The organism is Bacillus sp. FJAT-53060 (assembly GCF_037104745.1).
Lineage (GTDB): Bacteria > Bacillota > Bacilli > Bacillales > Bacillaceae > Bacillus > Bacillus stratosphericus_B.
The window spans coordinates 1-8914 of record NZ_JBAWSW010000064.1; the positions used below are offsets into that span (position 1 = coordinate 1).

9 protein-coding genes and 1 pseudogene are annotated in these 8914 nt (G+C 42.2%); 4 read left to right on the forward strand and 6 right to left on the reverse strand.

Annotated features, from left to right (window positions below):
* The first annotated feature begins 272 nt into the window (after positions 1-272).
* Both gerQ and WAX46_RS15055 read left to right on the forward strand, forming a co-directional pair.
* Positions 273-806, forward strand: coding sequence for a spore coat protein GerQ (gerQ, locus tag WAX46_RS15050; RefSeq protein ID WP_226567689.1), 534 nt, complete (start codon positions 273-275; stop codon positions 804-806).
* 130 nt (positions 807-936) lie between these two features.
* Complete coding sequence (locus WAX46_RS15055) at positions 937-1554, forward strand: cupin domain-containing protein (protein ID WP_226567688.1); 618 nt, start codon at positions 937-939, stop codon at positions 1552-1554.
* Between the two features lie 38 nt (positions 1555-1592).
* Here WAX46_RS15055 and WAX46_RS15060 read toward each other — a convergent pair whose 3' ends face one another.
* The 3 genes from WAX46_RS15060 to WAX46_RS15070 form a co-directional block, all read right to left on the reverse strand.
* Positions 1593-1964 (reverse strand): DUF423 domain-containing protein, encoded by a 372-nt coding sequence (locus WAX46_RS15060; RefSeq protein WP_003215282.1) that lies wholly within the window; start codon positions 1962-1964, stop codon positions 1593-1595.
* A gap of 70 nt (positions 1965-2034) precedes the next feature.
* On the reverse strand, positions 2035-3342 hold the full coding sequence (locus tag WAX46_RS15065; protein WP_226567687.1) for a purine/pyrimidine permease: 1308 nt from the start codon (positions 3340-3342) through the stop codon (positions 2035-2037).
* A 33-nt stretch (positions 3343-3375) separates the two neighbouring features.
* On the reverse strand, positions 3376-3708 hold the full coding sequence (locus tag WAX46_RS15070) for a YwdI family protein (RefSeq protein ID WP_226567686.1): 333 nt from the start codon (positions 3706-3708) through the stop codon (positions 3376-3378).
* A 168-nt stretch (positions 3709-3876) separates the two neighbouring features.
* Here WAX46_RS15070 and WAX46_RS15075 point away from each other — a divergent pair, with 168 nt between their 5' ends.
* On the forward strand, positions 3877-5235 hold the full coding sequence (locus tag WAX46_RS15075; RefSeq protein WP_336494275.1) for an aldehyde dehydrogenase: 1359 nt from the start codon (positions 3877-3879) through the stop codon (positions 5233-5235).
* A 27-nt stretch (positions 5236-5262) separates the two neighbouring features.
* Here the strand turns inward: WAX46_RS15075 and WAX46_RS15080 are convergent, their stop codons facing one another.
* Positions 5263-5949 carry a uracil-DNA glycosylase gene (locus tag WAX46_RS15080; RefSeq protein ID WP_226567684.1) on the reverse strand — a complete coding sequence of 229 codons (687 nt, stop codon included), beginning with the start codon at positions 5947-5949 and terminating at the stop codon, positions 5263-5265.
* Positions 5946-6760 (reverse strand): annotated as a pseudogene (locus WAX46_RS15085) (glycosyltransferase family 2 protein). Before WAX46_RS15085 ends, WAX46_RS15080 begins: the two are co-directional and overlap by 4 nt.
* Before the next feature lie 360 nt (positions 6761-7120).
* Here WAX46_RS15085 and WAX46_RS15090 point away from each other — a divergent pair.
* The gene (locus WAX46_RS15090; RefSeq protein WP_336494276.1) at positions 7121-7930 is read left to right on the forward strand and encodes a bifunctional hydroxymethylpyrimidine kinase/phosphomethylpyrimidine kinase; all 810 of its coding nucleotides are present in this window, start codon (positions 7121-7123) and stop codon (positions 7928-7930) included.
* 728 nt (positions 7931-8658) lie between these two features.
* Here WAX46_RS15090 and WAX46_RS15095 read toward each other — a convergent pair.
* Positions 8659-8914: IS3 family transposase (locus WAX46_RS15095; RefSeq protein WP_336494277.1), on the reverse strand; the 256-nt coding region annotated here is incomplete at its 5' end.

The window sequence follows — 8914 nt, forward strand, 5'->3', positions numbered from 1 at the left end:
CTAAAGCCACTACTTCTAATTGATTTCTTCTCTCTTCTTCACGTTTCGATAACATGTTCATCCCCCGCAGAATTGTGTTATTACCCTTATTATACAAAAAAGCTTGTAGACTTTGTCTACAAGCTGAGAACTGCTCCAAGCAGTTCCTTTTTTTCAATGTACATATTCTCCCCTCCTGTCTCATATTGTGAAAAAGAGAAAGAAAACTATGGAAACAACAGGCACCTAAACGCCTTCTGTTTAGAACATCATGAGGAAAGAGGAGGAACGTTATGAAATTGAAAAATCAATTTGGGCAAGGTTCGGGTTTCGATGGAGGTCAGGATTTTCGCCAGCAACAATATGGAGCAAATCCGTATCCTGCGCAGCAGATGGGTTATTCAGTCCCTCCCCAAACGCAGGGTCAAATGCAGCAAGGGTATTCTCCAATGCCGTCCACTGGTATTTCACAAGGAGGCCAAGGCGCGCAGAGCGGCGGACAGCCATATCAAATTCCTTCTGGCCCCATTTATCAACAGAATGTCACCGGTCAGCTGCCAATTGAGCAGTCCTATATTGAAAATATTTTAAGATTGAACCGTGGAAAGGTAGCCACGATTTATATGACGTTTGAGGCGAGTAAAGAGTGGAATTCGAAGATTTTTAGAGGAGTCATTGAAGCCGCAGGACGTGACCACATTATCATTAGTGATAACAAAACAGGGACACGATACTTACTGTTAACCATCTATCTTGATTACATTACGTTTGATGGGGAAATTCAATATGACTATCCACACTCGATGTCAACGTATTCTCCGAGATAACATCAAGCATGGCAAAAGCAAGGCGCAGACGCCCTTGCTTTTTATCTTTTAACTAGGTTTTTGACACAACTTTCAGGCACCGCTCATAAGATGCCTAGTAGTTTTTATTAAAAGCCTAGAGGTGACATCAATGACTGTTGAGCTGGATTATACATCACCGAATGTCAATTATTCATTTGATCTGAATCAAAGCACCCTTGTGAAATATGATCAACATAATCTCATTAATGTTTTAGGAAAAAAACAATTAAACTCGTTGGATCAAGTATCCCTGCTGGATATATATTTGAGTAAAAATAAAGTAGTAGAGCCTCACTATCATCAAAATGCCGCAGAGCTTGTTTATTGTATAGCCGGTTCTGCCAATGTATGTATGCTGAATCCATTCACAAAAAAGCTGCACACCTATACCATTAGCCCTGGACAGGTAGCAAACGTACCTCAAGGTTGGTGGCACTATGAAGTCGCTCTGCAGGACAAAACCCATTTGTTAGCCATTTTTAACGCATCTACGCCAGAAGTGATCCTAGGCTCAGACCTTCTCACTCTTACCCCAGCTCACATTATGGCACATACTTATTGCATGAACGAAACACAGTGGAAGCAGGCGACACAGCCTGTGAAACCCAGTGCGTTTATCGGATCGTTCTGCCACCGAGAGGACGAGGCGCAAACACACCCTGTCCCTCCTTCTCACTACGTCCCTTATTATCAAGCACCGCCTAACTATTCTCCTTACTGGAGTTAAGAAAAAACCCCTGCCCCTATCAAAACATCGGTTTTGACTTATAAATTTTTTGCTGCTGCAATGACAAGCATGATCCAAGAAGCGATAAATGCCACTCCTCCAATTGGCGTAATAGCACCAAGAATCTTCACCTGAGTCAAGGCAAGCACATAAAGGCTTCCCGAGAAGAAAAGAATGCCTGCAAGCATCACCCAGCCAGCGGTCGGAACGAGAGACACACCTGACAGCTTATCTGCAAGAAAGGCGACAATAAATAGACCAATGGCATGGAACATCTGATATTGAACCCCTTTATTCCAAATCTCAATATACTTTTCAGGGATTTTCCCTTCCAATCCATGTGCACCGAAGGCTCCAAGCCCAACAGCAAGCATGGCGTTAATTGCACCTAATATGAAAAATAGTTTCATTCGTCATTCTCCTTATCTCGTCAATTATGTTTATCATAGCGCAGTTCACATCCGACATTCAACTTTCCCTTTACGTTGACAAGAGATTGTCGGATTTCTTCTCCTTTCGTAACAAGACTTGATCGACCACGATCGCAATGAGCGTGCCTAGAACAAGACCATTGCTTAATAAAGAAATCAGCACAGGATGCATGCCTTGCAAGGCTCCCTGCGGCACAAACATCGCCCCCACACCTGATAAAACAGCAATACCAAGGACAAAGCGAATTCTCGGGATTTCTTCCTTTTCATACTGATCAAATTCAGACATGGCAATCCCAATCATAGAGGAGAACACCACAAAGTTCACAGCAAGCCCCACAGGTGACGGCAATGCAGAGAAAAAGCTCATCAATAATGGAAATAAACTAATCAACACAATAAGCAGACTTCCGAGAAAAAATGGCTTTCTCGATGGAATTTTTGTTGTCTGTATAAAGCCTGCTGCCCCCGAAATAGGTACAGGCGCAACCGCACCAATCATCCCGCTCAGCAAATGACCAAATGCGGCAACAAAACCAGCAGGGCGAGCTCTTTTTCGTTCACGCAGTTCACCAAATGCCTTCACTGAACTTTCCACAATTCGAATACTTGCCAGCATATTCACAATGAGTAAGATCGTAATAAAAAAGGACGTGACAAGCAATCCACTGTCAAAGACCGGCATGCCGAATGGGAACAGCTTCGGAAACTCGATGATATGCTCAGGTATTCGAACCGGCTTCGCCAATCCGAGTAGAGCGAATAACAGCCATCCACCTGCAAGTGCAAATAACACAGAAAACTGCCTTAAGTAATGCCATTTTGAGCGGCTGATCATGAAGGTGATGACAATAATCAACATCGATAGACAAAAGACAAGCCCATCCACCTGATTTCCCCGATAGCCGATACCCATCAGCCCTTTCATGATCGGCTGACTTAACTGCACAACAAGCAGCAGCAGGTAAATGCCTGTGACAACTGGCGTAAATAAAGACGCAAGCCAATTAATGATTTTAAATAGACTAAAAATAAAAAAGAACGCCGCACTAAAAATTAAAGCCCCTTGTAAAGCTTGCAAGGTTTCAGGATACGTCGCAAAAATTGTTCCTGTCATGCCTGCATAAAGGGTATACACACCCCACCAAAGCCCAGCTGGACTTTCATTGATCGGCAGCATATGGCCGCACAAACACTGCACCATCGCCACAAGTCCAAGTGAAAAGAATGTACTCTGAATCAGCTCCGCAGACTGCACTTGGTTCAATTCAAATGCTTGTGCAATCGCAATTGGTACGGCAATAGAAGCTGCGATAAAAAATGCCATCCACTGAATGGCGCCCAAAAATAGTTTCAACCCGATCACCTTCCCTTTGTCGTGACAAGACCATTAAAAATCAAAAATAGAGTCGCCGTTCCCGCCTCTCTCTTTTTGACACTCTTCTTTCTGATGAAATTTTTTTGCACCACTAGCACCCATCAGCTTCTCAAGCATGGCTTGATCCGTAGACACGGATGGAGCAGATGGTGTAGATATAGATGGCGATGGCGAAATGACAGACGACTGCGGCATTTGCCCCAGTGTTGGTGCGTCGAGAATAACATCACACAACGAAGAAATCGCTGCCACTTGACGTTTCACCTCTTCATCATTTCCACTTTGTTTCGCTTTTTGAATCGCTTCCTCCATTTTTTGAAGCAGACTTGATATATGAATATTCAAGGGTAGACCCTCCAATCAAAAAAATCGTTTTCAATATTATTTTACCAAATGAACAAATCGAATGGGCTCATTTTTTCAAAGCCGTGCGCTTATGTCCTCTTATTTGACCCGTATCGGTGATTCACACATAATAAAAGGAACAAAATCGTCTATGAAAGGATTTGAATGATGGACAAGCTCACTGCTCTTTTTAACAAACAAAAAGTCTTTCATAAGCCGGCGGTTCAAGAACGTATACGCCTCCTTAAAAACCTGAAATCTGAAATCAAACAGCATGAAAAGGACATTTTACAGGCCTTAGCCCATGATTTACATAAATCGGAACAGGAAGCATATACAACAGAGATTGGGATGGTATATGAAGAGATCAATCATACAGTCAAACATCTTCACAAATGGGCCAAACCATCCCGTGCAAAAACACCTCTGACCCATATCGGATCGAAAAGCATGATTATGAAGGAACCATACGGAAGTGTTCTCATTATTGCCCCTTGGAACTATCCTTTCCAATTGGCCATTTCTCCATTAGTTGGAGCCATTTCTGCAGGAAATGCGGTCACATTAAAACCATCAGAATTAACGCCGCAAGTCTCAAAAGTGATTGGTATGATTGTGGAACGTGTGTTTAAAGAAGAGCATGCAGCAGTCGTTGAAGGCGGTGTGGATGTCAGTACAGAGCTGCTGAAACTGCCATTTGATTATATTTTCTTTACTGGAAGTGTAGCCGTCGGCAAAGTCGTCATGGAAGCGGCCGCAAAGCATCTCACACCTGTCACACTTGAGCTTGGCGGAAAAAGCCCCTGCATTGTCATGCCTGATGCAGACATCAAGCTCACTGCGAAGCGTATCACGTTTGGAAAATTCACCAATGCTGGTCAAACATGCATTGCACCAGACTATTTACTTGTCCATGAATCCATCAAAGAAGACCTATTGCTTGAAATGACCACCTGTATCCGTGACTTTTACGGTGACCAACCCGAAACGCATCCGCACTTTGGAAAAAATGTCAGCCAGCGTCATTTTGACAGACTCTCACAATTTCTCTCAAATGGCACGATTGTGACGGGTGGACAGCGCAATGAACAAGAGCTCAAAATCGCACCGACCATTTTAGATCACATCACGTGGGAAGATCCCGTGATGCAGGAGGAAATTTTCGGACCTATTCTGCCTGTCATGACATTTGATTCTCTGCATAAGGCCGCTGACATGGTCAAGGCAAGACCGAAGCCACTCGCTCTTTACTTATTTACAACAAGTAAAGAAACAGAAGTATATATTCTAGACAACCTATCATTTGGCGGAGGCTGCATCAATGACACGCTGATGCATGTTGCCACCCCTTACTTGCTATTTGGCGGCGTCGGTGAAAGCGGCATGGGACGATATCATGGGAAGGAAAGCTTTTTTACCTTTACACATGAAAAGAGCGTCCTGCGCCAGACCAATCGCTTCGATTTTTCCTTCCGTTATCCAAATGCGAAAAACGGACTTGAGATTGTCCGCAAATTTTTTAAATAAACAGGACGAAGGGGCTTTTCCCCCGTCCTATTTTGATTCGATATTCTTGATACACCAGTTGATTTCGTCAAGCCCCATTTGCTTTAAATACGCATTTGCCTGAGAAAAGGGCCGGCTCCCAAAAAAACCGTTCCTTGCAGAAAAAGGACTTGGGTGAGGTGATTCAATGATGTAATGCTTGGTTTGATCAATGCGTTCTTTTTTATTTTGAGCATGTCTGCCCCATAATACAAAGACGACGGGTTGATCACGTTCATTTAGCACATCAATGACACGGTCTGTCACACGTTCCCAGCCCTTTCGTTTATGCGAATTCGCTTCACCCTTTCTCACAGTTAACACGGTGTTTAAAAGCAGAACACCCTGCTCTGCCCAGCTCACAAGTGAGCCATGGTTTGGGACAGGACAGCCGAGATCATCCTTTAGCTCCTGAAAAATATTTCTCAAAGATGGCGGCTGCTTGACACCAGGCTGAACAGAAAAGCTTAATCCATGTGCCTGCCCTGGGCCATGATAAGGGTCTTGTCCCAAAATCACCACCTTGACGTCTTCATACGACGTCAAATGAAGGGCACGATAAATGTCAACTGGTTTTGGAAAGACCATCTGCGTACGATATTCTTCCTTCACCCACTCACGTAATTCCTGATAGTACGGCTGTTCAAATTCACTTTTCATAGCAGCCCACCAGCTATCATTTAAAAATGGCTTCATTGCGCTTCTCCTCCTGTCTGCTGTACCAATCTTGAGATCATCGGTTTTCCATCCCATACAATCTCACTCTCTGATTCTCGTTTTTTCATCGCTGGTTCTTCTAATAAGGCAGCAAAGTTCGCTGTCGGCAGATCACCCAGTTCATGCTTTTCACTTAGATCATCTAAGTAGTTCTTCCTTGTTTCACCGAGGTCTCTAGACTGATTCCTACCGCCGTTAAAGAACGCATAGATCACGCTGGCAGCATGCACTTGTTTTACTCGTGCATGCTGTGATACGCGCAAGAAAAAATCCCAATCCCAGTAATGATGCATGACTGGATCAAAGTAACCAATCTCATCGTGTATGTGGCGTTTGTACATACTGCGTATGTAGAAAAGACACGCATATCTTCAATGTCCGCTGTATAAGCAAACAAACGTCTCGATACCGGAAAACGAGTAGCGCCTTTTTCTTCAAACGAAACAATTTCTGCGTCAGAAAAGACAAAATCGGCGGCTTCCAGCGCCTTGCTCATACGTTCTATGTGACATGGTGTAAAGTAATCATCGTCGTCACTTAGCATGATGACATCTCCTGCAAGCTCCCTCATCCCAACATTTCTTGCATTCACGTGCTGGACATTCTCATCTAAATGAATCAAGCGGATCGGAAGCTCAGGATAAAGTTCATGAATGATATCCACTCGCTCTCCTGCATCATTCACTACCATAATTTCAAAAGGCTGCACAGTCTGTCTCGAGATGGATTCAAGCAGCTCACACAGCGCATTGAGCCGGTTATGTGTCACAATTAATAAGGAAATCTTCATATTGGCCTTACTCCTTTAATAAAATCGTCTTTTTCATTAAAACATAAATTGACTTTCTTCTCATGATATAAAAGGCGGTTTGATCTTGCGAGTAGATGGGAATTTTTGATGACAAGGAGTGATCACTATGAATATTTCACGGTAGAGAATAGCAAAGAAGCGAAAGATTATAGTTAGCCTTAACGCTTTTGGAGGAACTGAAAAAAGATAAATTGGTGATTTGTAAAAAATAAGGGAATGAAGCGTTCCCGAAAAGAGAGGAACTCTTTTTTTGCCGTTTCGTTGTGATAAATGGAAGAGCTGATTATAATAAGAGATAGCACAGTAACTGTTACACATCACATTGGAGGTTCAGCAACTATGTCTATGAATAAAGCACTCACCATCGCAGGTTCGGACTCAAGCGGCGGTGCAGGTATCCAAGCAGATTTAAAAACGTTTCAAGAAAAAAACGTCTACGGGATGACAGCTTTAACAGTTGTCGTTGCAATGGATCCCCATAACCATTGGGATCATCAGGTGTTTCCAATCGATACAGCAACCATTCGTGCGCAGCTCTCTACCATTGTGGAAGGCATTGGTGTAGATGCTCTGAAAACAGGCATGCTCCCAACGGTGGACGTGATTGAACTCGCAGCTGAAACGATCAAAACATATGATTTGAAAAATGTCGTCATTGATCCTGTTATGGTTTGTAAGGGTGCGAACGAAGTCCTGTACCCTGAGCACGCTGAAGCACTGCGCGAAAAGCTCACGCAACTAGCTACCGTCATCACACCTAACCTTTTCGAAGCAGGGCAATTGAGTGGAATCGGTGAGATCAAAACGATCGAACAAATGGAAGAAGCAGCAAAACGCATACACGAACTTGGTGCAAAGTATGTGGTCATCACTGGAGGCGGCAAGCTAATTCAAGATCAAGCGATTGATTTGCTTTATGATGGACAAACCTTCGAACGCCTTGAATCTGATAAAATCGACACACAATACACACACGGCGCAGGCTGCACATTCTCAGCAGCAGTCACAGCCGAACTGGCGAATGGATCAGATGTGAAGGAAGCCATTTATGCAGCAAAAGAATTCATCACAGCTGCTATCAGAAGCTCTTTCCAGCTAAATGAATACATTGGGCCAACCAAACATTCCGCTCACCGTTTTGACAAATAAAACAGGAAAAACCGATCCGCCTTTTTTGGGTGAATCGGTTTTTTGTTTATCGATATTTTAAAACAGACCTCATTTGGTTTTTAATATATTTTCTCAAGATCATACAATTGTTTGATAAATCCAGAATGATCAACTCGGGGTATAGTGAAAAAACAAAATATAAATAACTACTTTTACCATTTTAGGTGAATATTTATTCATACTAAAAACCCAAATCATACAAATTTTATGATTTGGGCATACCTCACTCTTCTCTAGAAAAGGATGCCAATCTATATGATAGATCACATCCTACTATTCTTATCCTTTTGAGTAAAATTTTCATTGTGCTGCGCATAATTTGAAAAAATGGGTAAGACAAAAACAAATAAAAACAGGGCAAAAAGTCTAAGAAAACTACCTTCCTTTCCTGTTTTTTTACAGGTAATGAGCTATTAACCAAGAGAAAAGAGGCTGTCAAAAGGTCAAAAATGATGACCTATGGACAGCTTCTTAACCAATGGAGAGTTTTTAATTTTCATACATGTGTTTATTTAAATAATCATCTAATGCTTTTCTTATGACTTCAGATTCACTTAGCTCCATTCTTTTAGAGAAATAGCTTAGTTTATCCAATTGACTTTTTCTAAAATATAGTGATTTTAATTTCATGTTTTCTGAAGTGGAAACTTCTATATTATCAGGTCCCTTAAGCTTAGCAGAGAATAAAGTGTATTGTCAACACTAAACTAGACAGCTTTTTTAAGGTTCCTAGACTTGTATTCAACTAGACTTAAATAGCCCAAAGTCCCATGGATTCTGATGTGGTTGTACCAGTGCACATAATCAAAAAGTTCAATATCTAGTTGTGCTTGTTTTTCAAAATGGGCATGATTCACAAATTCAGTTTTAATAACCTTAAACATCGCTTCAGCGACGGCATTATCATAAGGTGACCCTTTGAAGCTTAAGGAGCGTTTGATTTGAAAGGTTTTTAAGGCCTCA